At 61.4% G+C, this 26,513-nt stretch carries 24 protein-coding genes and 1 pseudogene; 5 read left to right on the forward strand and 20 right to left on the reverse strand.

What is annotated here, in order from left to right; translation table 11 throughout:
- Window positions 1–120: 120 nt before the first annotated feature.
- The 9 genes and pseudogenes from GSQ88_RS33690 to GSQ88_RS33730 all read right to left on the reverse strand — a co-directional run.
- Window positions 121–375 carry a hypothetical protein gene (locus GSQ88_RS33690; RefSeq protein ID WP_159012555.1) on the reverse strand — a complete coding sequence of 85 codons (255 nt, stop codon included), beginning with the start codon at window positions 373–375 and terminating at the stop codon, window positions 121–123.
- A gap of 244 nt (window positions 376–619) precedes the next feature.
- Window positions 620–949, reverse strand: a complete 330-nt coding sequence (locus tag GSQ88_RS33695) for a P27 family phage terminase small subunit (RefSeq protein WP_174248175.1) — start codon at window positions 947–949, stop codon at window positions 620–622.
- A 541-nt stretch (window positions 950–1,490) separates the two neighbouring features.
- Window positions 1,491–2,276, reverse strand: a complete 786-nt coding sequence (locus GSQ88_RS33700) for a hypothetical protein (protein ID WP_159012556.1) — start codon at window positions 2,274–2,276, stop codon at window positions 1,491–1,493.
- A gap of 30 nt (window positions 2,277–2,306) precedes the next feature.
- Window positions 2,307–2,564: a cold-shock protein gene (locus tag GSQ88_RS33705; RefSeq protein WP_159012557.1), complete on the reverse strand. Its 258-nt coding sequence runs from the start codon at window positions 2,562–2,564 to the stop codon at window positions 2,307–2,309.
- Between the two features lie 14 nt (window positions 2,565–2,578).
- Entirely contained in the window at window positions 2,579–3,127 is a 549-nt protein-coding gene (locus GSQ88_RS33710) for a hypothetical protein (protein WP_159012558.1), read from the reverse strand.
- A 169-nt stretch (window positions 3,128–3,296) separates the two neighbouring features.
- Window positions 3,297–3,875 carry a hypothetical protein gene (locus GSQ88_RS33715; RefSeq protein WP_159012559.1) on the reverse strand — a complete coding sequence of 193 codons (579 nt, stop codon included), beginning with the start codon at window positions 3,873–3,875 and terminating at the stop codon, window positions 3,297–3,299.
- Between the two features lie 188 nt (window positions 3,876–4,063).
- Window positions 4,064–4,234, reverse strand: coding sequence for a hypothetical protein (locus GSQ88_RS33720; RefSeq protein WP_159012560.1), 171 nt, complete (start codon window positions 4,232–4,234; stop codon window positions 4,064–4,066).
- Window positions 4,235–4,479: 245 nt separating this feature from the next.
- Window positions 4,480–6,768, reverse strand: coding sequence for a bifunctional DNA primase/polymerase (locus GSQ88_RS33725; RefSeq protein WP_159012561.1), 2,289 nt, complete (start codon window positions 6,766–6,768; stop codon window positions 4,480–4,482).
- A 1,098-nt stretch (window positions 6,769–7,866) separates the two neighbouring features.
- Window positions 7,867–9,081 (reverse strand): annotated as a pseudogene (locus GSQ88_RS33730) (ComEC/Rec2 family competence protein); the annotation flags it as partial.
- Window positions 9,082–9,106: 25 nt separating this feature from the next.
- Here GSQ88_RS33730 and GSQ88_RS33735 point away from each other — a divergent pair.
- Together GSQ88_RS33735 and GSQ88_RS33740 are read left to right on the forward strand one after the other, a co-directional pair.
- Entirely contained in the window at window positions 9,107–9,562 is a 456-nt protein-coding gene (locus GSQ88_RS33735; RefSeq protein WP_246785194.1) for a helix-turn-helix domain-containing protein, read from the forward strand.
- 142 nt (window positions 9,563–9,704) lie between these two features.
- Complete coding sequence (locus GSQ88_RS33740) at window positions 9,705–9,890, forward strand: hypothetical protein (protein ID WP_159012563.1); 186 nt, start codon at window positions 9,705–9,707, stop codon at window positions 9,888–9,890.
- A gap of 37 nt (window positions 9,891–9,927) precedes the next feature.
- Here the strand turns inward: GSQ88_RS33740 and GSQ88_RS33745 are convergent, their stop codons facing one another.
- The gene (locus tag GSQ88_RS33745; RefSeq protein WP_159012564.1) at window positions 9,928–11,610 is read right to left on the reverse strand and encodes a glutamine--tRNA ligase/YqeY domain fusion protein; all 1,683 of its coding nucleotides are present in this window, start codon (window positions 11,608–11,610) and stop codon (window positions 9,928–9,930) included.
- Between the two features lie 166 nt (window positions 11,611–11,776).
- Between GSQ88_RS33745 and gltX the strand changes: the two genes are divergently transcribed.
- From gltX to GSQ88_RS33760, 3 genes are all read left to right on the forward strand, one after another.
- Window positions 11,777–13,201 (forward strand): glutamate--tRNA ligase, encoded by a 1,425-nt coding sequence (gltX, locus tag GSQ88_RS33750; protein WP_159012565.1) that lies wholly within the window; start codon window positions 11,777–11,779, stop codon window positions 13,199–13,201.
- Window positions 13,202–13,381: 180 nt separating this feature from the next.
- A complete protein-coding gene (gltA, locus tag GSQ88_RS33755; RefSeq protein WP_159012566.1) occupies window positions 13,382–14,686 on the forward strand; it encodes a citrate synthase in 1,305 nt (434 codons plus the stop codon).
- Between the two features lie 77 nt (window positions 14,687–14,763).
- The gene (locus GSQ88_RS33760) at window positions 14,764–15,168 is read left to right on the forward strand and encodes a GFA family protein (RefSeq protein WP_159012567.1); all 405 of its coding nucleotides are present in this window, start codon (window positions 14,764–14,766) and stop codon (window positions 15,166–15,168) included.
- Between the two features lie 17 nt (window positions 15,169–15,185).
- On the opposite strand, the gene lpxB is transcribed toward GSQ88_RS33760, so the two are convergent.
- The 10 genes from lpxB to GSQ88_RS33810 form a co-directional block, all read right to left on the reverse strand.
- Window positions 15,186–16,376: a lipid-A-disaccharide synthase gene (lpxB, locus tag GSQ88_RS33765; protein ID WP_174248176.1), complete on the reverse strand. Its 1,191-nt coding sequence runs from the start codon at window positions 16,374–16,376 to the stop codon at window positions 15,186–15,188.
- A complete protein-coding gene (locus tag GSQ88_RS33770) occupies window positions 16,376–17,233 on the reverse strand; it encodes an LpxI family protein (protein ID WP_159012569.1) in 858 nt (285 codons plus the stop codon). The genes lpxB and GSQ88_RS33770 overlap by 1 nt, the downstream gene beginning before the upstream one ends.
- Before the next feature lie 19 nt (window positions 17,234–17,252).
- Window positions 17,253–18,053 (reverse strand): acyl-ACP--UDP-N-acetylglucosamine O-acyltransferase, encoded by an 801-nt coding sequence (gene lpxA / locus GSQ88_RS33775; RefSeq protein WP_159012570.1) that lies wholly within the window; start codon window positions 18,051–18,053, stop codon window positions 17,253–17,255.
- A gap of 140 nt (window positions 18,054–18,193) precedes the next feature.
- A complete protein-coding gene (fabZ, locus tag GSQ88_RS33780; RefSeq protein WP_159012795.1) occupies window positions 18,194–18,652 on the reverse strand; it encodes a 3-hydroxyacyl-ACP dehydratase FabZ in 459 nt (152 codons plus the stop codon).
- Window positions 18,652–19,719 (reverse strand): UDP-3-O-(3-hydroxymyristoyl)glucosamine N-acyltransferase, encoded by a 1,068-nt coding sequence (lpxD, locus tag GSQ88_RS33785; protein WP_159012571.1) that lies wholly within the window; start codon window positions 19,717–19,719, stop codon window positions 18,652–18,654. The genes fabZ and lpxD overlap by 1 nt, the downstream gene beginning before the upstream one ends.
- Window positions 19,720–19,751: 32 nt before the next feature.
- A complete protein-coding gene (gene bamA, locus GSQ88_RS33790; RefSeq protein WP_159012572.1) occupies window positions 19,752–22,274 on the reverse strand; it encodes an outer membrane protein assembly factor BamA in 2,523 nt (840 codons plus the stop codon).
- Between the two features lie 173 nt (window positions 22,275–22,447).
- Window positions 22,448–23,599, reverse strand: coding sequence for a M50 family metallopeptidase (locus GSQ88_RS33795; RefSeq protein WP_159012573.1), 1,152 nt, complete (start codon window positions 23,597–23,599; stop codon window positions 22,448–22,450).
- Window positions 23,600–23,641: 42 nt separating this feature from the next.
- Window positions 23,642–24,865, reverse strand: coding sequence for a 1-deoxy-D-xylulose-5-phosphate reductoisomerase (dxr, locus tag GSQ88_RS33800; protein ID WP_159012574.1), 1,224 nt, complete (start codon window positions 24,863–24,865; stop codon window positions 23,642–23,644).
- 4 nt (window positions 24,866–24,869) lie between these two features.
- Window positions 24,870–25,742: a phosphatidate cytidylyltransferase gene (locus GSQ88_RS33805; protein WP_159012575.1), complete on the reverse strand. Its 873-nt coding sequence runs from the start codon at window positions 25,740–25,742 to the stop codon at window positions 24,870–24,872.
- Complete coding sequence (locus GSQ88_RS33810) at window positions 25,739–26,497, reverse strand: isoprenyl transferase (protein WP_159012576.1); 759 nt, start codon at window positions 26,495–26,497, stop codon at window positions 25,739–25,741. The genes GSQ88_RS33805 and GSQ88_RS33810 overlap by 4 nt, the downstream gene beginning before the upstream one ends.
- Between the last annotated feature and the right edge of the window lie 16 nt (window positions 26,498–26,513).

Raw genomic sequence — 26,513 nt, forward strand, 5'->3', positions numbered from 1 at the left:
AGCGACTGCGCTGCCTTCGAACAACGCCCCAGCTATGGCGGCGCCTACTCCTAGAAATGCCATTTAGTTTTCCTTTATTTAAGTTTACGGCGCGCGTTCATCCGGCGTCGCCGCGGTGGTTCAGATTATGGATTTCAGAAGTTGCGCGCGCAAATCCAGCACGTCGGTCACCGGCTCACGGTCGCAGCCGATCAACGAGCGTGGCTCGGGATCCAACGGACTTGCTGCAAACTTGCTCCGTCCAAGTGCGGCAGCAAGCGCGATCCTGATGTACTGGTCGTGTGGATCGGCCATGCCGCGCCGGAATAACGCGATTGCCTCCGGCGTGAGGCGCACTGAGCGGCGCCGCCTATCTCGTATCAATCGCGCGGGCATCAAGGTTCTCCGAACTGTTCGAGCGCCCAGGGCACGTGCGGTTCTCTGAACGTCGACAGAAACTCCGCGCCATACCGCTGCCACGCTGCACGGGCCTCGTCCCGGTCCGGTCGGCCGTAGGCATCTGTAGCAATTCCAGCGTCAGCCAGTTCGCCAAAGAAATCGAACTCGGATGAGAAGACCGTCTCCCATGCATCAAGGCCGGCCGATGGGCTGCGCCGATTCTTCCGCTTGCGAACGGGCATTACCGGCGCGATCCATAGTCGGCGGTCCGCGGCGGCCGGGTATCTGGCGCAGCAGCATCCAACGCAAGCTCACGCAATAGCCGCGCGAAGGCCAGACGGCTATCGCGCTCGATCGCAACAGCAGGATGCGCTTTCAGAACGCCATAACGATCGGGCGTGGTGATGCCGTCGCGAACAATCTGCTCTCGCGCCTGCTCGCTACGATCCCAGGCGTCGGCGGCCTTAACGAGGAGGCGAAAATGGAAACTTTCCAGGTCAAAATCGCCAATAATTTGCTTCACCCATCGCTTCGAAGGGGGTGACAAGTGGGTCGGAATGACGTGCTTCAAATCTAAATTCCCTTGAAAGATAGGTCGCTGGTAGGTCGAGGATGGGTCGCAACCAGTTGAACCGGGGCAGTCCACGCGCGCGTTGTGGTATTGGCACAGGTTTCTTAAAAACGTAAACTGGCTAGTTCGGAGATACCCGTACCCACCAAGCGGCATTACTTCCGCGCGGCCAGCTGTGGTTGGTTAGCGGGCGCCGCTGCTCCATACAGCGCCCGCCGATCGCACGTCGCAAGGACCGAACGCCGTGCAAATTTACTTTGTAGTCATGTCTTTCCATACGAGTCGTGCATCCTTGGGACGCGCGGCCTTCACCTGGCCTTCGGCGGCACGTAATCTGGCGCTGCGAGACGCGGGCTTCGGTGCCGGCGCGGCGGGATTCGCAACAGCGCTAGGTACAGGCTTCGGCGCAGGCTTAGCAACGCTAACGCTAGCCTTAGGCTTGCGCTTGGCCACCGCAGCCTTCGTCCGCGTCAACAGCGCATCGACTTCGGCGCGCAGTTCCTTGCGGGACACCAACTTACCATCTCGCATAGTAGCCATATCATTCACCGCCTTGGAGGTAAGAAATATCAACCGGCATCTTAAACTGCGGCAGATCGGCCGGACGAATATGCCCCTTCTCGGCAGCATCGATGAGCACGGCCAGCAACGGCGTATGTGGTTCGTTGAGGTTACCGTAGGCATTCAAGTTGATTGGCTTGAACACGCTATACGCAACTCCGTCGAGCCGCTGTTGATTGATGAACTCGTGATGCGCGAGGATTGCGCCACCAAGTTCCCGAACGATGTCGACTATATTCAAGACCAGTTGTTGATATTCCGCGGATTGTTGCGCAACCACAAGCCGGCTGTACTGCTTGCGCTCTTTCGTGATCTCAGGAGCAATCAGCTTCAGAGCCTCCGTGATCGACTCTGCCTCGGCACCTAGTTCTGCAAGTCGCTGTTCGCCGGGCCATGAAGCGCGCGGCGGTGGCGGGCTCAGTTCTTCAGGCACCTGCTCGGGCAATAGATCGTCGAGCAGAGCAACCGCACCCGCGTGGCGAACAATCGGCTTTGGCTTGGGTTTCGGCAATTGCGATACCCAAGCCACTTGGCTTCGTCGTGCCTGCTCTGCCAACGGCACCGCATTGTATCTGACAGCGCCGGTTTTGCCGTCAATCACGCCATCAACACGGCCTCGGGGACCGTTAGCCTCTTCAACTATTTCCTCAAATCGCGCCCTCAATTCGGCGTGCTTTGTGAGTAGGCTGACATATCGCGGGCTGACGCTGGCGATGCGCTCTAGCCGCGTCTTAGGTTCGGTTTTAGTCTGCGGTAGTTTGGCCACTGTGGTGTTGCTCCGGTGTTTTGTTACGGCTTATTCGTCGTCGCTATCGTCGGTGTCGGCTTCGACTTTGGGTCCGAAGGGTTTTAGGAGTTCGACGTTTACGGCGTAGGGCTTGCCGTTTCGCTGGATTAGCTCCCACTCGAAAGGCGTTCCAACGATCGGGCGCCTGATGCCCAAGCGATTCATTTCGGTGGCGTGGACGAACGCGCGCTCGCGATTCCCGCTATCAGGCTGTAAAAATCCGTAACCTTTTTCCGTTAACCAGGAAAATAGTGTCCCTATCGGCATGTAGCTTTTGCTCCTTAATTGACCGCCGAAACGGCCGGTTTCATCTCGGTTGCACCTGCCAACAGCTTGTCGACATCTGCGCCGGACATGCCGTTGATCTCCTGGGCAACCGCGAAAAGTGCAGCACCGCTGATAAGAACGGTGCGATCGACAGATTCGACGTCCGGCATATCGCCGAAGACAAGGGTCCGAGCGCCGTCCGCGCTGATGACCGTGAAGACCGCGTACGGCGCGTCGCCTGTGTGAATTTCGAGACAACTACGGGTCGGCACCAGCGACTCCCGCCGACTGAGCGCGTGGCCCAATACTTCCTCAAGGCTGGCTCCCGGCCCGGGTAACCCACCGTACTTCATGATCGTGGCTTGGGCGGCGCCCAACCCCTCGTCCGTGACCGCCAGGATCAGCGTCCGGGCAATCTCGACGGGCGTTAGATCTGGGTACGGCGGTCCTTTTGCGATCGGCAAAAGACCGGCCTCGGCCAGACGTTGAACTAAATTCGTCAGCCGTGTCGTGCGCACACCGAGACGGCGCGACAACAGATCGACGATCTGCGATTTCCGCATTGTGGTTCCTGCATTCTCAAAATTATGGGATTGATGGAGAAAATGGACTCCGCAGTGAGCGGAGTCGAAGTTTCTCGGAGCAAAGACGTGCGGGGCGAAAATTGCCCCTGACGTGCATCGTCGATGCCCTCAGTGCGATACGTTCCGAACTAAGTTTAAAATGTGCAGTTCAGGCTGCTATGGCAAAATTCCGCGAATAATTTCGTCGCGATCTTCGGCGTCGGCCTGCGGGTTCATTTTCGTTGGCCGTGACAGGCGATGCTCGCTGGGCGTCGATCAGTGCGATCATTGCATCCTCCACCGCATCGAACCTGATCTGGCGGCCACCGACTGAGGGAGTCGTACGGCCGGCCAGGAATTCCGCGCCTTCCGCTACAACTGGCGCGTATTCTCGCCAGCGGCAGGCCACAGCCTCGGTGAACATCCACCCATCGCGCACGGGCTCGGTGGTGGCTTCGGCTTCGTCCAAATCGTGCGCTGGCGCACGATTTGCTTTTTGCTGCCGCCGCTTCCCCTTGCTCTGTCGATATTGCTCGCCCGTCGAGTGCCATCGGCCATCCAAGCCGAACCACTGCGTCATGTCAGTGTTGAAGGTCTTGCGCGCAGCGGCGTCGAGCTGTGCGCCGTACGCTGGCCCCATGCCAGGAAAGCGGAGGTGGAGAATCCTGTTTAGCTCGTCAGGGCGCGGGCGGACCTCTATAACTCGGTCCGCTGCGATGGGCTGGTCATTGTCGTTGGCTGGGGTCATGTTGGTCTGTCTCGTTCCGTGATGGTGCTGGATCTGGCAGCCTTTCGCCGCTCTCTGGGTTGCTACGGCTTGCGCCGCCGAAAATGCAGAAGGGAAAAATGAGGGCGAATATGGTTGTAAATTTAGATGGCCGGTTTCCGACGCTATAGCTGGGTAGTTCGGAGGTACCCGAACGCCTGTGGGCATTGCTATGCCTCATCGAACAGCCATGGCGTGAGATCGCCGCGGCCAGCCTCAACGAGCGTTTCAACCGACACCCACTGCCAGCACCATTCGCCGGTTGCGGCATCTCGGCCATAGACGTGCAGCGCTTCGCCGTCGCACTCGTCTGCATCGTCGATTGTATACGGATCAACCATCAATCTTCTCCTTTGAAACCGATTTGCAGATTTGCAAGTCATGGGTATCTTCGGAATGACCGAGAAAGATCGAGAGTCCTTGCAAATCCTGCAAATCTGCAAGTAAATTAATAATATTTATATATATCATATACTTACACCCACCACTCCACTTGCAGTTTTCTTGCAATTTGCAAGTAGGTGGCACAATTTTCCGTACCAGCACGATGCAATTGCGGAGCTTTTCCAAGGATTCTGCAAATCCCTCACCCTCCGCTGGCGCGTGAAAGAACGAACCGCTTGCCGTCTGTTTTCTCGATATCGCCGGTCTCTTGAAGGCGCACGATCGCGGCATCAAATGTCCGAGTGTCTGACCCACTGATGCCGCGCCGCTTCAGCAATTCTGCTCGATACATAGAACCACCGCGACTGCAGCGAAGCGAAGACAGAATGGCCTGGCATAGCTGCTCAAACTGGCTGCTAGACATATACTTCGCGACGCCATCATCGAGCGATCGAACGGAGGCCAACATGATGGCGTGTGCCCAACGCATATCCCCGACATTGACTGAAGGCTGCGAGGGATCGCGGCTTAATGCGCGTAGGGTTGCCAATCGGATTGCGTTCTCAGCCAACCGCCCAACCAGACCGTCCCTGGTTTCATCTCGCTCGATCTCGGATTCCTGCCAATCCTCGATTGCCAGCCACGCTTTTTCCGCCGCGGCATCTTTCCATGCCACTTCATAAAGGCTCGGCTGCACGTCAGCCGCCCGCCAGTTTCCCTGCGAATTCATGGATGGCCAGGGGAAACACTTTTGCGCGTCCTTGATTGCGCTCCGCAACGGTTCGGGAACAGCAAGGCCGTTATCGCGAGGATTGCCGCGCTCGGGTCGCTTGGTCGGCGCAATGAAGATCATACGCGCAGCGAAGCCATCCGACAGGTTCTTCTCCGACAGGCCGCCATAAAAACGCGTCGGAGTCGATGTACCGACGACCGTTAGAGACGGGCAATGGATCGGCGCTCCGATCCGCTCGTCGTCCATGGTCTCCTTACCGAACCAAACGCCGGTTGATTTCGAGTAAAGTTCCAACATGGCCTTGCGGATCGTCGCGGCCCAATTTCCGGTCCCTTTTGCGTTGATCGCCTCCAGCACGTCTCCCACCTCGTCCCATGGCATGACCACCACCGGCTTACGGCGAAGTATCTTTTCGATCGCACTTGCACTGGAGACTTCCCCAGCGCCAACGAGATACGACATGTCCGAATCTTGCAGCAACTTAACCAACCGCTGCAGTGGTGCCTCCTTGCCAAACCCAGGCCCGGCGATGCCAGCAAGGTACAGATTCACGCCACATCCAGTTGGACCGACCACGCGCCGTCCGTAGAACACAGACATGAATGCAATAGATGCCATGACGGCAAACTCGGGCGAACGGCGGCGCGACGTATCAAGAATCCACTGCGAAATATCCGCCATGAGGCCACCGCACGCTGCCGGCGTAAATGGATCTTCGAAAACGGCCACAGGGGATTTGACGTCGTCGTTCGCCGGCTTCGGCAAAGCGCTGCGGCCGGTGATGATCGCAACAGCTTGACGGTGCTCCCATCCAAGGTCTGCCGGCAGGATGCCGATATGCTCACACAACCAGTCCGCGGCAGCCTTCGGATTGGGTGCGCCGCCGAACTCCTCAACTAAGTCAATCGGCGTTGCCGGTTTCTCTCGTCCAAAGTCTTGAACACCATCTGGGTGGATGCTGATATCTTCTTGAAGGGCGCGGCCAAGTTCATCGCTGGACACACGCCATGCGCCGGTCCCGCTCTGGTATTGCGAACCTGAGAACAACGCCGGCACCCATTTGTTTAGATCGGCGAGCGCCGCGCTGTTGACTTGCTGCCAAAACGATTTGCCGCCCGCAGCGTTTCGCTTCGATTTTGGCTCTTCCTTTACGCGTTCTCCCATGCTGGCGAGGATGGCTTCAGAGTCGACAAGAAATGCGGAGATCTGTTCTGACGTGATGATAGGCAGATCGGTTGCTTCGATGTCCAGTGGCGAACCGTTCTCCCAAAGATAGGGCTTGCACGTTTCCACGTGATCGCCAAAGGCAACGAATTGTTGCCCATCGCGCAAGATCTCAACCTGGTGCTTTTGGCCGTCAACGGTGAATTCTGGTGTAATGCCCTTCTTACCGGGCTCTATCGCGCGGAACAGGAACATACATTTCGGCGCCCTGCCCGTTCGCCGCGGAGCGTTTTCGGCAGCCGGAATCTTCATCAACCGCGCGATCAACTTATCGCAGGCCGTTTGCGTTGGCGCGTCGATATCGATGGCAACTAGATCGTTGCCGCAGAGAATGCCTGTATTGGTGTGGTCGAGATATCCGCGATCCCACGAGGCTATGATGGCAGTTGTTGCCCGTAGCTTCGACCATCCCTTAATGTGAGGACGCTTGCCCTTCACCGGGATTGGCCAGTAGCCGTTCTCAATCAGGATACTGCGGATGTCTGCAATACCACCGCTATCGATGTCGTTTTTAACTGCGCGGAGTGCGGTCATGTTGCGAAGGCCCGTCCATATGGAGTTGGGAAATGGTTGCTGCTGCGATATCTGCGACGATCGCCGGAGAAAATGAGCAGGTACGTCCACGGTCGGAGTTCTGACCGAACACGCGATATGAGCCGTCGTCCGCGCGGGATACTCGCAGGCCGAATAACTTCGCGCCGTCGATTAACTCGACATCGACATGCGCAAGCGTATTGCCGCCCGGTGGGGACGGTCTGATTGATAGGATTTTCACTTTGGGAGTCCCCATCTTTGGGGTTTCGCTGGTATCTCGCGTCGGCACGCGGCCGGAGCGCTCTAGGCGGGTTGGTTGGTGGTTATACAGGGTTAGTACGGCTCCGTGGCCTGCGCACTAAAGGCAGGACGAAACTAAATACGGCCCGGCATCCCCAAACACAGGGCGCTACCGAAGAAAAAGGCCGCGAATGGCCACAGTCCAGGCTGCGAATCCCAAAGGCTGAGAAAATGCGGCCACCGGTTGGAACGGTCGCCCCGCCATGCTGTTTTTGATTGACGCGATTGAGACCCGGTTCCAGGATGGGCACATGGGACAAGCACAGCGACCGACTTGCCCTGATTGCGGGGCGTTTCTTACCTTGGCACTGCCGCCAGGCGGCAGAGGTCCACGCGCGTTTCAGTGCTTGGATTGCGAGGGCCCCGACCCCCTCAAAAGTCCTCACGCAATTGGCTGGCTTGCCGGTGAGCTAGGCAAGACCGCTCCCGCAAAATAGGCCAGCAGGCTGACCCCAAGGCCAGTGACCTCGGCCCCCACCGGCCACGGCAAACGCCCGTCGCCGCCCAGCCGCGCCGCCCTGTGCGGTCAATTCCATAGGGGCGATATTCGGTCGCCGACCACGGCGCGACCCTGTAATGGCCCCCGCTGGCTTGCCTGCGCGGGCGCCCCGAACGCCCCGTGAACACGCCAAACCATTCCGGGACTTTTTCCGGGACTCTACGCCGTCAGTCGGGGGTTTTCGCTTTGTTTTGAGCGGTTTTTGTTCACGTCCGTCATTCTGGCAGAGCCGGAAACGCTAAACAATTCAATGGGCTTATGGGCCGAAAGTACGCTTATGCCAGAGGCGTATCCAAGCTCTGAAAACTCGGATGCAGCAGCGCCTCCGGCGCCAACACCAGCACGATCATCGCAGCGACCGCCAGCGTACGGAACGTCACCGCGCGACGGTCGACCAGAACCGCGATCAACACCACCGCCGTCATGAAGAACGAACGCTGGGTCGCGACGTCGCAGCCGGACAGCAGCAGATAGAAGGCGGCGGCGGCAAGAGCTGCGGCCGCCGCCCATTTCTTGATCGGAAAGCCGACTGTCAGCGCCGGCAACAGCGCCAGCAGCGCGCGCACCGCAAAGAACACCACGCCGGCCACCACCGCCATGTGATACCCTGATATCGACAGCACGTGCCCGAGCCCTGAAATGAACATCGCATCGTTGACCGGCGTGGTGATGGCGTCGCGGCGTCCGGTCAGCAACGCGGTGGCGATGGCGCGCTTGTCGCCGTCGAGCGTGGTCCGGATGCGGGCGTCGATCGCGTCGCGTAAGCCTTGCATCACGGCCGCATAGCGCAACGACAGCCCGCCTGGGACCGGCGGCTCAATTGTCTTGATCGCGCCGGTGACAAAACCGGAAGCGCCGATGCCCTGGAAAAACATATCGCGCGCGAAATCGTAGCTGCCGGGCCGCATCGGTGCCAGCGGCGGCTGCAACCGCGCTTTCAATTCGACAAAGCTGCCGACGTCGGGCGCGGTGCCTTTTCGCACCGACAGCCGCACCCGCTCCAGTTTGGTGGGGGAATGCGGCGCGTCCATCTGGGAGACCCGCAGCACGAAGCGATCAGTGCGCTCGCGGATGTCGCGGGCCTCGACAAAACCCGACAGCGACACCGAATACATCGGCCGCGCCAATACGCCGTGCCCGATCAAGGCGGTTCGCCACGTCGCCACCGCAAAACCGGCCGCGATCGCCGCGATCATCACCGTCACCGCAAACATCTTGTGCCGCCGCAGCCCGAAGGCCGCCGCGCCAAGCAGCGTCGCGGTGATCGTGGTGACCCATTTCACGGGCTCATGATCGGCGGTGAAGTAGAACGCGATGCCGGCGCCGAACGCGACCGGCACCCACGGCATCAGCCGGCCGGCGCCGGCCTCGGCCGCGATCCATTCCCGCAGCTTGGCCGCGAGCGAAGACCAGGTTCCAAAGCCCGACGGTGCGAAACCGCCGGCCTGCGCGGCGCCGCCTCCGGGCCAGGTTCCGGCCTGGCTACGGCCTTGAGCCCTGCCCCGCTCTGCCATGCGGCTACGCCCCGTACGCGACCCAATGATCCAAGCCTGGGTCCAACTTTGGACCACAATGCTATCGTACGGCCTGCTGCTGCGAATAGCGGAACAGATGCAGAATCAGGCATTGGTTCGCCATCCGTCCTGCCCAGCAAGATTCCAAGGAATATCCCAAGTGACCGGCCCGGAACTCAGACAACTCCGCAACGACCTCGGCGAAGCCATCGGCAGATCGCTGACGCCCGCCGACATGGCAAAGCTGTGCGGCCTCACCCCCGCCAATGGCGGCGACACCATCCGGCGATGGGAGATATCCGGCCCCTCTGGTCCGGCCGGCGAGCTGCTGCGCATCCTGGCGATGGCCTGCGACAGCTATCCGATCCTCGACAATTTCAACGTGTTCGACCGCTTCAACATCCCCGAACAAGAACGCCCGGCGCGCCGGACAGAGTTCCGCGAAAAGATGCGCAACGAGGTTCGTCAACGCCTCGGCTGATCCGGCGCCTCATGCGCGCCGGTCATGGTTAATCATTCTCAGCCCTGAGCGCAGCGCAACGTAGATTCCCGCGTCGAATGCTTGCTTGCGTTGACGGGTTGCGCGACAGTCGCTTTCGGATGGGTTGAGTGAGATCGGGACCATGAGTAAATCGGACGCGGGATTTGACTACGACCGTTATCGCAAATTGCTGGCGGAAGCGGACGACGAACCGAAGCGGCTCGCCCTCATCAACATCTTGGTCGAAGAGAAAGCCAGGGACAGTCTCGCGCGACAAGCGCTCCGCACCACGCTCGCGGGGATGGGACTGACCAAGCCTCGGGACTGACAAACTCCGGGATCTTATCGCTTCAGATCTTGTCGCTTCAACCCTTGCCGACTTCCTTGGCAAACGTGTCGCGCAGACCGATGGTGCGGTTGAACACCGGATGGTCCGGCGTCGAATCGCGGTCGCGCACGAAATAGCCCTGACGCTCGAACTGTATCGCATCGGGTGAATTGGTTTCGGCGATCGCGGGCTCGACCCGCGCATCGCTGAGAATCTCGAGCGATTGCGGGTTGATATCGCCGGCGAAATTGGCGGCGTCCGGCGCCGGGTTCTGGAACAACTGATTGTAGATGCGGATTTCAGCCGGCACCGACTGCGCCGCCGATAGCCAATGCATGGTCGCCTTGACCTTGCGTCCGTCCGGCGCATTGCCGCCCTTGGTCGCGGGATCATAAGTGCAGCGCAATTCCGTGATCTCGCCGGCGGCATTCTTCACGACGTCGGTGCACTTGATGAAATAGGCATAACGCAGCCGCACTTCGTTGCCCGGCGATAGCCGAAAGAACTTCTTCGGCGGATTTTCCATGAAGTCGTCCTGCTCGATATAGAGCTCGCGGCTGAACGCGATGCGGCGCGTGCCGGCGGCGGGATCGTCCGGATGGTTGATCGCCTCCAGCTCCTCGACCTGGCCTTCCGGATAATTCGTGATCACGACCTTGAGGGGCTTCAAGACCGCCATGCGCCGCAGCGCGGTGTGGTTGAGGCATTCGCGGATCGAGAATTCCAGCATGCCGAGATCGACCACGCTGTTCGACTTGGCGACGCCGATGCGCTTGATGAATTCGCGCACCGCCTCCGGCGGCACGCCGCGGCGCTTCAACCCGGCAATGGTCGGCATACGCGGATCGTCCCAGCCGGCGACATGGCCGTCGCGCACCAGCATCGTCAGTACGCGCTTCGACAGCAGCGTGTAGGTCAGATTGAGCCGGGCGAATTCGTACTGGTGCGGTTTTGACGGCACCGGCAGTCTGTCGAGCAGCCATTCGTAAAGCGGCCGGTGATCCTCGAATTCCAGCGTGCAGATCGAATGCGTGATGCCCTCGATCGCATCCGACTGGCCATGGGCGTAGTCATAGCTTGGATAGATCGACCATGTGGTTCCGGTGCGCGGATGATGGGCGTGCAGGATGCGATAGAGCACGGGGTCGCGCAGGTTGATGTTGCCGGACGCCATGTCGATTTTGGCACGCAGTACGCGCGCGCCGTTTTGGAACTCGCCCGCCTTCATGCGCCGAAACAGGTCGAGGTTTTCCTCCACCGAACGGTCGCGGAACGGGCTGTTCTGGCCCGGCTCGGTCAAGGTGCCGCGGTTGTGGCGGATCTCGGCCTGGGACTGATCGTCGACATAGGCGTGGCCATCACGAATCAGGGTTTCCGCCCATTCATAGAGCCGGTCGAAATAGTCCGACGCATAAAACAGATCGGAGCCCCAATCGTAGCCGAGCCAGCGCACGTCGGCCTGGATTGAATCGATATATTCCTGCTCTTCCTTGGTCGGATTGGTGTCGTCGAACCGCAGGTGGCAGCGGCCGGAAAACTCCTGCGCGATGCCGAAATTGAGCGCAATCGACTTGGCATGGCCGAGATGCAGATAGCCGTTCGGCTCGGGCGGAAACCGCGTCACGATCCGGCTGTGCTTCTTCGAGTCGAGATCGGCCTGGATGATGTCGCGAATGAAATCGCGCCCCGCCTCTGCCGTCGCCACCGGTTCTGTCGTCATTCGGGTTTCCTGTTCGGGATCAGCCGACCTTCTGCCAAATTCGCCGCTCCCAGCCAAGCCCGGAGCGCCCCTATGGCCGATCCGAAGGCTTTTATGGCAAGGCTTTAGTTATGCACGGCACCTGCTATACACCACGGCCGTTCACGCATAGGCCCCGTTTCCCACCATGACCGATTCCATCGTCACCCGATTTGCCCCCTCGCCGACCGGCTTCCTCCATATCGGAGGCGCCCGCACGGCGCTGTTCAACTGGCTCTATGCGCGCAAATTCGGCGGCAAGATGCTGTTGCGGATCGAGGATACCGATCGCCAGCGTTCGACCAAGGAGGCCATCGCCGCCATTCTGGACGGGCTGAAATGGCTCGAGCTCGATTGGGACGGCGAGGTGATCTACCAGTTCGACCGCGCCGCGCGCCACCGCGAGGTCGCGGAAGCATTGCTCGCCAGCGGCAAGGCCTATCGTTGCTACGCGAGCCCGGAGGAACTGACCGCGATGCGCGAAAAGGCCCGCGCGGAGGGCCGCACCCGGCTCTATGACGGCCTGTGGCGCGACCGCGACCCCTCGCAGGCGCCTGATGGAATCAAGCCGACCATCCGGCTCAAGGCGCCGCTGTCCGGCGAAACCGTGATCGAGGACCAGGTGCAGGGCCGCGTGGTCTGGCAGAACGAGAACCTCGACGACCTCGTGCTGCTGCGGGGCGACGGCAATCCGACCTACATGCTCGCGGTGGTGGTCGACGATCACGACATGGGCGTCACCCACATTATTCGCGGCGACGACCATCTGATCAACGCCGCGCGCCAGAGCCAGATCTACGACGCGCTCGGCTGGGGCGTGCCCAGCATGTCCCACATTCCCCTGATCCATGGGCCCGACGGCTCAAAGCTCTCCAAGCGCCACGGGGCGCTGGGCGTGGATGCCTACCGTGCCATGGGATATTTGCCGGCGGCGCTGCGCAATTATCTGGTGCGGCTCGGCTGGAGCCATGGCGACCAGGAGATCTTTTCGACCCAGGAAATGATCGACGCCTTCGACCTCGCAGCGATAGGCCGCTCGGCCGCGCGCTTTGATTTCGCCAAACTGGAAAACCTCAACGGCCACTACATCCGTCACGCCGACGATCAATCTCTCGTGACCATGTTCGAGGACGTGCTGAACTACGTGCCGGATCGCTCCGACCTCAAGGCGAAACTCAACGACACCACGCGGGCGCAATTGCTGCAGGCGATGCCGAACCTGAAAGAGCGCGCCAAGACGCTGATCGAACTGGTCGACAGCGCCTATTTCATCTTCGCCGACCGGCCGCTTCAGATCGAGCCGAAGGCCGCCGCGCTGTTGAGCGCCGAAAACCGCGAACTGATCGGCAGGCTTCGCGCCGCCCTCGAAACCGTCACACCCTGGACCGCCGAAACCACTGAAGCCGCCATGCGCAGCCTCGCCGAAGCCAATAACCTCAAGCTTGGCGCCGTCGCGCAGCCGTTACGCGCCGCGCTAACCGGGCGCACCACCTCGCCTGGAATATTCGACGTCCTGGCGGTGCTGGGGCGGGAGGAATGCCTGGCCAGGCTTGCGGATCAAGCCGCCACATAGCCCTTTGGAGGCCCCGCGGCCGCGCAAGGCGGCCATGCCCCGGGCGCCGTCTTGCAGTGCACACGGCAATACGATACCCATTTGGCCGACACTTCTAGACAATCCGAGTTGCCGCGCTATCTCCTAGGAGAACGCCGCGGCAAGTCCGGTTTTCACAACGATTTCATCGGGGACCTCACGATGGACGCAAAATCCAGCTCCAAAACCGCAACACTGACGGTCGGCAACAAGACCTACGATTTCCCAATTCTGAGCGGCACCATCGGGCCCGATGTGATCGACATCGCCAAGCTCTACGGCCAGGCCGGGATGTTCACCTACGACCCCGGCTTTACCTCAACCGGCAGCTGCCAGTCCAAGATCACCTATATCGACGGTGACGCCGGCATCCTCGAATACCGCGGCTATCCGATCGAACAGCTCGCCGAGCACGGCGATTTCCTCGAGGCCTGCTATTTGCTGCTGTACGGGGAGCTTCCGACCGCGACCCAGAAGCGGGATTTCGACCAGCTCGTGATCCATCACACCATGGTTCACGAGCAGATGGCCCGCTTCTTCCAGGGCTTCCGCCGTGACGCGCACCCGATGGCGATCATGGTAGCGGCCGTCGGCGCGCTGGCCGCATTCTACCACGACTCCACCGACATCAACGATCCGAAGCAGCGCAATATCGCCTCGATCAGGATGATCGCAAAAATCCCGACGCTGGCGGCAATGGCCTACAAGTACACCGTCGGCCAGCCCTTTGTTTATCCGAAGAATTCGCTGAGCTTCGCCGAGAATTTCCTGCACATGTGCTTTGCCGTGCCGTGCGAGGAGTACAAGATCAACCCGGTGCTGGCCGACGCGCTCGACAAGATCTTCATCCTGCACGCCGACCACGAGCAGAACGCCTCGACCTCGACGGTTCGCATCGCCGGCTCGTCCGGCGCCAATCCGTTTGCCTGTATCGCCGCCGGCATCGCCTGCCTGTGGGGACCCGCCCATGGCGGCGCCAACGAAGCCGCATTGGCGATGCTCGCCGACATCGGCACGGTCGACAAGATTCCCGAATTCATCAAGAAGGTGAAAGACAAGAACAGCGAAGTCCGCCTGATGGGTTTTGGGCATCGCGTCTACAAGAACTACGATCCGCGCGCCAAGATCATGCAGAAGATGTGTCACGCCGTGCTGGCCGAGACCGGCCATGGCGACGACCAGATGCTGAAGGTCGCGCTCGAACTCGAAAAGATCGCGCTGAATGATCCCTATTTCATCGAGCGCAAGCTGTATCCGAACGTCGACTTCTATTCGGGTATCACGCTGAAGGCGATGGGCTTCCCGACCTCGATGTTCACCGTGCTGTTTGCCGTGGCGCGCACCGTCGGCTGGATCAGCCAGTGGAGCGAGATGATCGAGGATCCGCAGCAGAAGATCGGCCGGCCGCGCCAGCTCTATACCGGCGTTCCCCGTCGCGACTACGTCGATATCGCCGGCCGCAAGTAAGCGACGCAATCCCTGAGTTCGAAAGTCCCGCCCCGGAGATTATCCTGGGCGGGATTTTTATTTGAATCGGAGAAGCCATGCTTAGCGGAAGCTGCCTGTGCGGCGATGTCGCCTACGAAGTCGATTCCGATCCCGGACCGATCGTTCATTGCCACTGCAATACCTGCCGCAAGACCCACGGTTCGGCCTTCTCGACCGTGGCCAACGTACCGCGCGACCGGTTCCGCTGGATCAAGGGTGAAAGCCTGCTGCGGGGTTTTGAGTCCTCGCCCGGCAAGACCCGATATTTCTGCTCGCGATGCGGCTCGCACATTGTCGCCGAGCGCGAAGGCAAAAGCACCATCCTGCTGCGGATGGGCTGCCTCGACACGCCGATTGCCGAGCGGCCGAAAATGCACATTTGGCGCTCGGATGGCGCCTCGTGGTTCGACCCCAAGGACGCCGTGCCCGAATGGCAGGAAGCTACGCCGCCAAAGCCGTAGCGCACCAAAACAAAAAGCTAACCCGCCCGCCGCGATTTACGCATCGTCGCCAGCACGATGTCGGCGGCGCGCACGCTGGGCGGCTGGTTGCCGGTCGACATCACCGTATCCAGCCGGGCAAAGGCTTCGCGCTGGCGCCGCCGCTGCGGTGTATCGCCGAGGACTTCGTGCAATGCCGGAACCAGCTTTTCCGGTGTGCAATCCTGCTGGATGAATTCCGGCACCACATTCTCGCCGACCACCAGATTGGCGAGGATCACCGAACTGACACGGATCAGGCGCAGCGCGATCCAGACCTCGGCGCTGCCGGCCCTGTAGGCGGCGACCATCGGCACGCCGGCCACCGCGAGTTCGAGCGTCACGGTGCCCGACTTGACCAACGCCGCGTGCGCGATCCGGAAAGCCGCCTTCTTTTCCTGCTCGCCGACGACGACGCGCGGCTGCACCGGCCAGCCTGCGACGCCCGCTTGGACCGCCTCCAACAAATGCGGCATGGTCGGAAGGATCAATTCAAAGGCCACGCCTTCCGCTTGCAGCCGGCTCAACGTCTCGCCAAAGACCGCCATGTGATGCCTGATTTCGCTGCGGCGGCTTCCCGGCAGCACCAGCAGCACCGGCGGCGCCTGGTCCCGGCGCTGTTGCTCGGCGATGTCAGGCCGCAGCGTCGCGATCTGCTCGAGCAGGGGATGCCCGACATAGCTGCAGGGCGGACCCTGCAGCGTCCGATAGGCCTCCGGCTCGAACGGCAGCAGCCCGAGGACATGATCGACATAGCGGCGCATCGCGCGCGCCCGGCCCGGCCGCCACGCCCACACCGACGGCGAGACGTAATCGACGATCGGGATCGTCGCATCTCGGGCGCGAACGCGTTTGGCCACCCGATGGGTAAAATCGGGACTGTCGATAATCACGAGCATGTCGGGTGAAGCTTCCGTGACCGCGTCGGCGGTCAGCCGGATCAGCCGCAAAATCCGCGGCAACTGCTTGATCACCGCGGCAAACCCCATGATCGAGAGCTGTTCGATCGGAAACAGCGAGGCGAGACCTTCCTGCGTCATCGCCCGGCCGCCGACGCCCTCGAACCGGACCGCGCCGCCGAGGCGCTGGCGCAGCACCTTCATCAGATTGGCGCCAAGCCGATCGCCGGACTCTTCCGTGGCGATCAGGAATATTTTTCGCTCGACGTCGGCGGGGTTTCGCGGCGGCATCAAGCGGGCAACCCCGTGACGAACAGCCCGGCGGCGTCAGCCGTCTCGATCGTGGCCTGCGGCTCGGCCAGCAGGGTGTTGCCGGCGGCGATCGCAATCCCGGCCAGCCCGGCGGCGGCAGCGCCCGCAACGGTTCGCGGCCCCATGGTCGGCAGATCGAAGCGCAGGTCCTGATTGGTCTTGGGGGCCTTCACCAGCACGCCGCGGCCGGCCTTCGCCCGGACACGCCCCTCGCCGCGCAGCCGCGCCACGCGCGCCAGCAGCCCGTCGGTGCCCTCAATGTCTTCGATCCCCACCACATGGCCATCGATCACGATGACGGCCTGTCCGACGTCGTAGGGGCTCAGTACATCCAGCAACTGCCGCCCCTTCGCGATGTCGGCAGCGGCGTTTTCATCCGGAACGGCGCGGGTCAGGCAGCCCTCGGGCATCAAAAGATCGGGCGCGACGTCTTTGATCCCGACCAGCCGGAAGCCGTGCCGCTCGAAAATGCCACCGACCCTGGACAAGAGATGATCGTCACCGCCTCGGAACGCGGTCAGCACGCGGCCGAGCTCGAGAACCGTGGCCCAATCGAGGCGAATTTCTGAAAACGCCGGGCGCACCAGGCTGCCGATGAAGACGATATCCCGGCAGTTCTCGCTGCGAAACAGCCGCACCGCCCGGCCGAGCTGGCCGACCGCTATCCAGTGGTGGCGAAACCGCTTCACCCGCTCCGGATCGCAGGCGCCGCGCAGCGCAAACAGCACCGGATCGAAGCCGCGGGCGATCAGCGAATCCGCGACCGCGAACGGCATCGCGCCGCCTCCCGCGACCACGCCAATCGGCGATGAAATATCCAACGCCTCATGGGTCATGGCTCTGGCTACCTCATCGTCAATGTTTGTCGCGATCGCCAGCCGGAAGGCACAGCGCACGATGCGCGCCATTGCCGATGAAGGTCAGGATTTCGCCGATCGCGGGATCCGAGGCTGCCAGCGGCTGCACCGCGGCGAGCCGTTCGGCGAAAATGCCGGGGCCGTGAAACAGCTTCTGGTAAAACGAGCGAACCGCCGCCAGCCGCGCTTTGGTGAACTGGCGCCGCTTCATGCCGATGATGTTGAGGCCTTCGAGGCTGGCATACTGGCCGTTGACGAGGCCGAACGGAATCACGTCGCCGCGCACGCCGCAGACGCCGCCGACCATCACCTGCGGTCCGATCCGCGTGAACTGATGCACCGCCGACAACCCGCCGATGAAGACGAAATCGCCGATCTCGCAGTGACCGCCCAGCGTCGCCGAGGTCGCGAAGATCACATCATTGCCGACATGGCAGTCGTGACCGACATGGGCGCAATTCATGAAATAACCGCGGTCGCCGACGGTCGTGAGCCCGCCGCCCTTCGGGCTGCCGCTGTTCATGGTCACGGACTCGCGGATGGTGCAGCCATCGCCGATCCGGAGTCGGCCGGTGTCGTGTAAATTGAGTATCTGTGGCGGCGCGCCGAGCGAGGCGAATGGATAGATCGTGCAACCCGCCCCGATCGTGGTCTGCCCGGTGACGTTGACATGCGCGATCAACCTGCAGTTCGCGCCGATCACGACGTTGGGGCCGATGATGCAATAGGGCCCGACGCTGGTCCCCTCGCCGATCACAGCGCCATCTTCGATCCGCGCGGTGGGGTCGATCATGCTCATCGAATGGTCCGCAATCCGTTACTGTCGTCTGGCGATAAAATGTGGGGTTTTCGGGTGGTTAGCGCGACGCAAGAATACTGTCCAGTGACGTCCGGCATTCCCGGATCGAGCTTCTCCGACGAAGACCTCGCGGCACCCCGTCAGTCCGTCAGCATCGCGCCAACGTCGGCCTCGGCGACAGTAACGCCATTCACCCGGGCGTCGCCGTGAAACCACCACATGGCCTTGCGCCGGCCAATGCTCTTCATGTGATATTCGATGGTATCGCCGGGCATCACCGGCTTGCGGAATTTGCACTTGTCGATGGTCAGAAAATAAACCGCGCGCGGTTTCTCGGTGCCTTCAACCGACTTGATGCCGATCACGCCGGCGGTCTGCGCCATGGCTTCGATCATCATCACGCCGGGATATACCGGGCGGTCCGGGAAATGTCCCTGGAACGGCGGCTCGTTGAAGGTGACGTTCTTGATACCGATGCCGCTGTAGTCGGCGCGGATATTGATAACGCGGTCGATCAACAACATCGGAAAACGGTGCGGCAACGTCTTGAGGATCTCGTTGATATCAACGAGTTCAAATTTAACCGCAGCCTCCTCCATCACTCCCGCCCCTCCCCCTTTGGATTTTGCGCGCCGTCACGCACCAGACGCTCGACCGCAACGATCTCCCGGAACCACTGCTTGGTGGGTTTTGCAAAATAACCACCCCAGCGGCCGTTGGCCGGAATATCATCCTTCACCGCGCTCATGGCCGTAACCTGCGCGCCATCACCGATATGAAGGTGATTGTTGATTCCGACCTTGGCCCCCAGCGCGACATTGTCGCCAATCGTCAGGCTGCCCGCCAGCCCAATCTGGGCCGCCAGCAAACAATGCCTGCCGATGGTCACATTGTGGCCGATTTGGACCTGGTTGTCGATTTTGGTGCCCTCGCCGATCACGGTATCCCGCAGACTGCCCCGATCGATCGTGGTTCCGGCGCCAACCTCAACGTTGTTCTGGATCAGGACGCGACCGATCTGGGGCACCTTTGTATGGCCGCTGGGCCCGAAGAAGATGAAGCCGTAGCCATCCTGACCGATGCTGCAACCGGGATGGATCAACACATCATTGCCGATCAGGGCGCATTGAATCGCGCACCGCGCGCCGACATTGCAATTCCTGCCGATCCGGACATTGGGCCCGATCACGACGCCGGCGCCGATCACCGTCCCGGCACCGATCTCGACGCCGGGGCCGATCACCACAAGCGGTTCGACGATCACGCCGTCTTCCAGATGGGCGGTCGGATCGATAATCGCGGACGGCGCGATCCCCGTATTGCCGGACCATGATTGCGGCCGAAGGGTATCGCCGTAAAGCTCGCGCGCGATCTGCACGAAATCGCGGAAAGGATGGGCCGCCCGCAACACCGTCACATGGGCGGGAACGGTCGCCTCGAAACGCGGGCTGACCAGACACGCCCCCGCTTTGGTCGAGGCAAGCTGACCGGCATATTTCAGATTGTCGAAAAAAGTCAGATGCAACGGGCCGGCTTCGTCGAGCGAGGCCAGCCCCTTGACCTTCAGGCCGCCGCGGGACGCGTCGACCAGATGCGCCTTCGTCAACGCGGCCAGTTCAGCCAACGTCGACGAAGGGGGTTGCTCAAAAAATCTCGGCTGCGCCATTCCACCTGTCGCGGTCCGGCCCGCGGTCAAACTCAGAACGAGGTTCCGCCGCCGAATTTGAACTGCTGCACGACGTCATACTTACCCTGTGTGATCGGGATCGCATAATCGAAGCGCAGCGGACCGAATGGAGACGCCCAGATCAAGCCGACACCGACCGATGTGCGGATGACGTTGGTATCGTCGTACACCATGGCGCACTTACAGGCGACGCCATTGACGACGCCGTTGACTTCACCCGTGGTGGCATACGATGTCGGCCCCTGGTAATCCCACAGCGATCCCGCGTCGGCATAGACCGCGCCCTTCAGGCCCACTTCCTTCGGCAGGAACCAGAACGGCATCTGCAATTCGGCTGACGCGCCCCAATATTTGGTACCGCCGAGCGCGTCGCCAGACCCAGTAAACGGATAGAAGGTCAGATCGCGCGGGCCAATGCCGTTGGGCGCAAAGCCGCGAACCAGGTTGGGTCCCATCTGGAAGTTGTCGAGCATGCGGATCGAGTCGCTGCCGACCTGGTTCAGCATGCCGGTCTGCAAGTGGATCAAGCCCACCAGGTCAGCCACCAGCGGCGTGTAGTACTTCGCATCGATCGCGGACTTCAGGTAGCTGACGTCGCCACCGACGCCGGCGAAGTCCTGTTTGAAGTCGAGCAGCAAGCCGTCAGTCGGGTTCTTGTTGTTGTCGAGCGTGTTGTAGTTGAGCGAATAGCCGACCGACGAAACCCATTCCGCGCCGTTCGCCAGTTCCTCACGAACCGGCAAGGACGATTCGCCGTCCGCCAAACAGCCCGGCAGGAAACCTGACTGGAAATTGCCGCTTGGATCGTTGAGCAGGCTGCCATACTTGGCCTGGATATAGGCCGGCGTGAACAGGTTCCCGCTCAAATTGTTACAATTGTCGAGCGAGGACGGCAGCGTGATGGACTGCTGATAGAGCGAATAGCGCAGTTGCAACGACAGATCTTCGCGCAGCGCAAATCCCAGTCGCGGAGAGAAGCCGATGGTCGTGGTGCCATACGAAATATAGGTGTTGGCGAGCTGCTGGCGATAGAACACGTCGAGGCCGGCGGCGACCCGATAGTCCAACAGATACGGCTCGACGAACGACAGCGACACGCCGCGCGCGTATTCGCCGTAGGTCACGGATGCTTTCGCGAACAGGCCGCGGCCGAGGAAGTTGCGCTCTGAAATACTGACTTCAGCCAGCGGGCCGTCGGTGGTCGAGTAACCGCCGGATACCGAGAAGTCGCCGGTGGATTTTTCCTCGAGATCGACAATGAGAACCACCCGATCGCTCGATGAGCCAGGTTCGGTCGTGATCTTCACGGTCTTGAAGAAGTCGAGGTTCTTCAGCCGGCGCTCGGCGCGATCGACCAGCGCGCGGTTATACGCATCGCCTTCGGAGATATCGAATTCGCGGCGGATCACGTAGTCCCGGGTGCGCGTGTTGCCCTTGATGTTGATGCGCTCGATGTAGACTCGCGGACCTTCGTCGATGGCAAAGGTGATCGAAACGGTATGCGACTCGAAATTGCGGTCGCCACGCGGCTTCACCACCGCGAAGGCATAACCGCGGCGCGACGCCTCGATCTGCATTTCCTCGACGGATTTCTCGAGCGCCTCGGCGTTGTAAAGCGATCCGACATAGACCCGCGAGAAACCCGACAGCGTATTGCCGTCAAGCGTCGAAATGCCGGACTGGAAGTTGACGGAGGCAACGCGGTACTGCTGGCCTTCCTCGATCTTGAAGGTAACCAGGAAGCCCTTCTTTTCCGGATCATATTCGGTCAGCGCGGCCACCACCTGCACATCGGCGAAACCATGCTTGAGGTAAAATCGGCGAATCAAGTCGCGATCGGATTCGATGCGGTCCGGGTCGTAGACATCGTTACCGCCGAGGAAGCTCAGCAGGTTCGACTCGCGAGTCTTGATGACGTCCTTCAGGCGATAGGACGAATAGAAGACGTTGCCGACGAATTCGATCGACTTGATGCCGGTCTTCTGGCCTTCGGTAACCGTAAAGATCAGATCGACGCGATTGTTCGGCTGCTCGATGACCTCAGGCGTGACGGTGACGTCATAACGGCCGGAGTGGCGATAGATTTCGGCGATGCGCTCGGCATCGGACTGCACCATCGGACGTGAAAACGTTCCGCGGGGCTTGGACTGCACTTCCGCGGTCAACTGTTCGTCCTTGACCTTCTTGTTGCCTTCGAAGGCGACGCGCCCGATCACCGGGTTTTCGACCACGGTCACCACCAGATGGCCGCCGATATTGTTGATTTTGACGTCCTGGAACAGGCCGGTTTCGATCAAGGCTTTCAGGCCGTCATCGATCTGGCCCTGGTCGAGACGTCCACCGGCACCGGACTTGAAATACGAGCGGATGGTCTCCACCTCGACGCGACGGTTACCTTGAACCTCTATCGTCGCCACGGTCTGGGCGGCGGCGGGCGAAGACACAAGCATAGCGGCCAGCGGGGCAGCTACCGGCACAGCGAACAGGACTAGAGCGGCCAGCAGGCCCCCCCGCACTCGCATTCCAAGATTCATTCGCAACGCGCCCTTGTCATTCCAATGCCGGCTCGCACCCCCGCGGGCCGGCAGAATCCCATTCGTTGCCCTGCTTGTAGACAATTTTACCGGGACGGCAAACGCCCGATTGCAGTGCAATTTGATTTTCATTCCAAGACGTTGCCCATCCGCCACGCCGCGCAAATAAGGCATCATGACGCGGCCAGATGCAGGATGTCGTTATAGGTCGCGAACACCATCAGCATCAGCACCAGCCCCAGCCCTATCCGGAACCCCATTTCCTGGGCGCGATCCGACAATGGCCGGCCCCTGCCGGCCTCAACCGCATAGAACAAAAGATGACCGCCATCGAGCAGCGGTACCGGAAACAGGTTCAGCAGCCCAATCGACACCGAGAGCACCGCGGCCAGACGAATCAGCGCGGCCAGGCCCAAGGTGGCGACCTGCCCCGAAATCTTGGCGATTCCCAGCGGGCCGCCGATCTGGTCAGCCCGCTCGCGCCCGGTAAAGATGCGGCCGATATAGGTCAGCGTCTGGTCGATCACCAACCAGGTTTCCTTGACGCCAAGCCACGTCGCCGTGGCCGGGTTCACGCGCTCGGTCATGACATCGCCCGGCTGTGACGCCCGGGTGATTCCGAGCACGCCGAGCCGATGGATGTTACCGAACGCGTCTTTCTGTTCCTTGAGCTCAGGGGTCCCTTGCAGCTGGACGATCGCATCGCCACGCTTGATCGTGAACGAAAGCTGCTCGCCGGCGTGACTGCCGACAATCCACTGCATGTCGGAGAAATTCTCGATCGGCTGATTGTCGATCGCCGTCACGACATCGCCGACCTGGAAGCCGGCTGCCGCCGCGGCACCGCCCGCCTCAATCTTGTCGACGCGCGCCGACATGATCGGCTTGCCGTAAAACGTGAACAGGCCCGTAAAAATCACCATCGCCAGAATGAAATTGGCGATCGGTCCAGCGGCGACGATCGCGGCACGCGGCCCGACTTTCTTGTGGTGGAAACTGCCCGCGCGCTCTTCCTCGGTCATGTTGGCGAGCGCGTCGGACGACGGCGTCGAAGCCTCGCTCTCGTCGCCAAAGAACTTGACGTAGCCGCCGAGCGGAACCGCCGAAATCTTCCAGCGGGTGCCATGACGATCGTTGAAACCGACGAGTTCCGGACCGAAGCCGAGCGAGAACGTTAGTACCTTCACGCCGGCCCAGCGGGCGACCAGGAAATGGCCGAGTTCGTGGAAGAATACGACGATGGTCAGAACGAACAGGAAGGGAATGAGGTAACCGACGAGCCCATGGCTCAACGTATTGAAACTATGCAGGAAAAACTCAGACATTCAATTCCCCTCGTCCAGAGCCGAAGCTCTGCCCCCGACCTTCTAGGATGCCTTTGCGGCAATTTGAGGCAAGAGGGTGGCAGCTTTATTTCTGGCAATATGGTCAACGACGATGGCGTCATCGGCGGACGTCAACGGCGCTTGATTGCCGGAGCGCATCCAGTCTTCCAGCGTCGCCTCGACCAGCCCGGCAATCGCACCGAATCTGATCTTGCCGGCAATGAACGCCGCCACAGCGACCTCGTTGGCGGCGTTGTAAACCGCTGTCGCGCCATTCCCGGTCCGCAGCGCATCGTAAGCCAGCCGAAGTCCGGGGAACCGCTTGAAATCCGGCACCTCGAAGGTGAGCTGTCCGATCTTGGCAAGATCGAGCTTGGCGGATGGTCCGACGATGCGGTCCGGCCATCCCAGACAATGCGCGATCGGGATCCGCATGTCGGGCACGCCCAATTGGGCAACCACCGAACGATCCGAGAATTCGACCATGCCGTGCACGATCGACTGCGGATGAACCAGCACGTCGATCTCATCCGGCTTCAACGCAAACAAATAGGAGGCTTCGATCACCTCCAGCCCCTTGTTCATCATCGATGCCGAATCGATGGTGATCTTCTGCCCCATGCTCCAGTTCGGATGTTTCAGCGCCTGCGCCAGCGTCGCCTGCTCGATATCGGCGCTGGCCCAGGTCCGGAACGGCCCGCCTGATGCGGTGATGATGACGCGGATCAGTTCCTCGCGATTGCCGGAACCCAGCGCCTGAAACAGCGCATTATGCTCGGAATCGGCCGGCAGGATGCAGGCGCCGGCCTTGGCCGCGCGCTGCATGAAAAAATCACCCGCGCAAACCAGACATTCCTTGTTCGCCAGCGCCACCGTGGCGCCGCGATCCACCGCCGCGAGCGCCGGCTTCAGTCCGGCGGCGCCGCTCACCGCGGCCATGACCCAATCGGCCGGCCGGCTCGCAGCTTCGATAACGGCGCTTTCGCCCGCCCCGCATTCGGTCCCGGTGCCCGCCAGCGCGTCCTGCAAATCCTCCAGGAGATTTGGGTCGGCGATGGCCGCAAAGCGGGCATCGAACTCCCGCGCCAGCTTTGCCAGCGCCGCGACGTTGGAGTTGGCGGTCAGGGCCTCGACTTGGTAGCGATCGGGGGACGCCCGCAGCAAATCCATCGTGCTGTCGCCGATCGAGCCGGTGGCCCCCAGCACGGTGACGCTACGGGCGGCCGACGCCACCGTTTTGCTGCTACGCAACGGAACTGCGCTCATATTTTCACCAAACCATAAGACCGCGGCCGACGCCATCCACGCCGCCATGCAAAAGCCCGAAAATCCCCGCCAACGCCACCGCGGCGACGAATCCGTCCAGCCGATCCAATAACCCGCCATGGCCGGGGATGATATGGCTGGAATCCTTGACCCCGAACTGCCGTTTCACCGCCGACTCGAAGAGGTCGCCGAGTTGCGAGGCGATCGATAAAGTAGCGCCGAGTAGCAGCAGGGATGTCATTTTCAGCATCAACTGCGGATCCGCTTTATTGGGATCCAGCGCGGCAAAACCCGCGGCGACGACCAGGCTCGCCACGAAGCCACCAAGCGCGCCCGCCCAGGTCTTTTTCGGGCTGACCCGAGGCCAGAGTTTCGGCCCGCCGATGCCGCGGCCGGCAAAATATCCGCCGATATCGGTCACCCACACGACGAGAAAGACCAACATCAGCGCCGTAAATCCCATCTTCGGATCGAACCGCAGCAGCGTAGACGCCAGCTCCGCGGTCGCGGCATAGCCGAACCCAGCGATCGCCCAGATGCGGCGTTCCGGCGTCACCGCTCCCACCGCCACGAGGCCGAGCATCAACACGACGAGCGAAGCCTCAATGCGTCCGAGCGCGAGACACAACCCGGCGATGGCAAGCGCTGCCGTACCCGCACCCACCACACGCGTCGAACGCGCGTTCCCCACGATCGCCAGCCATTCGACATAAAGGCCGATCGCGGCCAGGCTCACCAGCGCGGTCCACAGCCATCCGCCGGCATAGGCGATCGCAATCGCGGCGGGGGCCAGCACCAGGGCTACGATCACGCGGGTCAGAAGATTGCGCGCGCCCAGCTCTGCGGCCGCCGCCGGCGCGGCTTCGCCCTCGGTCACGATCCGGTTTTCGCAACCAGGCCGCCGAAGCGGCGTTCCCGTCGGGCATATTCGGCGATCGCCCCCTCAAGCGCCGCCTTGTCGAAATCCGGCCAGTGGATCGGCACGAACACCAGCTCGCTGTAGGCCGCCTGCCACATCAGGAAATTCGAAAGACGCTGCTCGCCGCTGGTGCGGATGATCAAATCGGGATCGGGAATATCGGGCGCATCGAGGTACTGCCCAAGCGCATCGACGTCGATCGACGACGGCTCGCGCTTGCCATCCGCGACCTCGCGCGCCAACCGCTGCGCCGCGTTGGCGATTTCCTGACGCGAGCCGTAGTTGAAGGCGACGACAAGCGTGAGCTTGGTGTTGGCCTTGGTCAGCTCTTCGGCTTCGTTCAAGAGCGCGCAGATGTCGGGCTCGAGCCCGTCGCGCACGCCGATCACCCGGACCCGCACGCCATCGCGATGCAGGGTCGCCAGATCGTTGCGGATGAAACGGCGCAGCAGGCCGAACAGATCGCCGATCTCGGTCGCCGGGCGCGACCAATTCTCGGAGCTGAAGGAGAAGATCGTCAGATGAAGAATGCCAAGTTCGGAAGCCGCGCGAACCACGCGGCGCAACGCCTCGACGCCACGGCGATGGCCCTCCGCGCGCGGCAGTCCCCGGGCGGCCGCCCAGCGGCCATTCCCGTCCATGATGATAGCCACATGCGACGGACCGTCCGATCGATCCGGTCCTTCAGTGGCGGGAGCCGCGGCGTTAGACATCGTTCAATCCCAAACC

The organism is Bradyrhizobium sp. S69, assembly GCF_009766005.1.
Classification (GTDB): domain Bacteria; phylum Pseudomonadota; class Alphaproteobacteria; order Rhizobiales; family Xanthobacteraceae; genus Bradyrhizobium.